This is a genomic window from Liquorilactobacillus sicerae (genome assembly GCF_029916425.1).
Taxonomy (GTDB): domain Bacteria; phylum Bacillota; class Bacilli; order Lactobacillales; family Lactobacillaceae; genus Liquorilactobacillus; species Liquorilactobacillus sicerae.
Window position 1 is genome coordinate 1 of sequence record NZ_JAHAVQ010000120.1, and the last position, 574, is coordinate 574.

A 574-nucleotide genomic window follows, 5' to 3' on the forward strand; every position below is an offset into this window, starting at 1 on the left:
CTATTATTCCTTTATTATCGAATAATTTTAGAGCATATTGCCATTTGTATAAAGATAGTAATCTTAAAAAGTTATAGCAGCAACTGCCGGGGGAAATCCGCTGCCAACGGTGTACTGATCGTTTTGATCCGACCATAATCAGAAAACAAATCAGGCAGTTTAATCGTTGCCGAATGGAGCAGCAGCCTACCATAAACCGGTCCGTTATAAAGGCGGTCACCAACAATTGGATGACCAATTGAGGCAAAATGGACACGGATTTGGTGGGTCCGGCCAGTCTCCAAATTAATTCGCACAAGTGTATTTTGATAAACAGTATGTATTTTGGTCCAATGAGTAATTGCTTTTTGGCCTGTTTGGCAAACAATTCTTTTATAGGGATCAAGCGGATCCACAGAAATTGCTTGATTAATAGTACCTTTTTTATTTTCAAGATTTCCAGAAACCCAAGCCAAATACGTTCGTTTAATTCTTTTTTGAGCAAGCAGTTGGTCTAAGATACCAACTGCTAACGGGTTTTTGGCAACAATGACAATCCCGGATGTGTCTCGATCAATCCGGTGAACCATAAAGG

General features: G+C 39.7%; 1 protein-coding gene. It reads right to left on the bottom strand.

All coding sequences use genetic code 11. From position 1 onward, the window contains the following. Positions 1-71: 71 nt before the first annotated feature. Positions 72-574: RluA family pseudouridine synthase (locus KH893_RS11565; RefSeq protein WP_281166250.1), on the bottom strand; the 503-nt coding region annotated here is incomplete at its 5' end.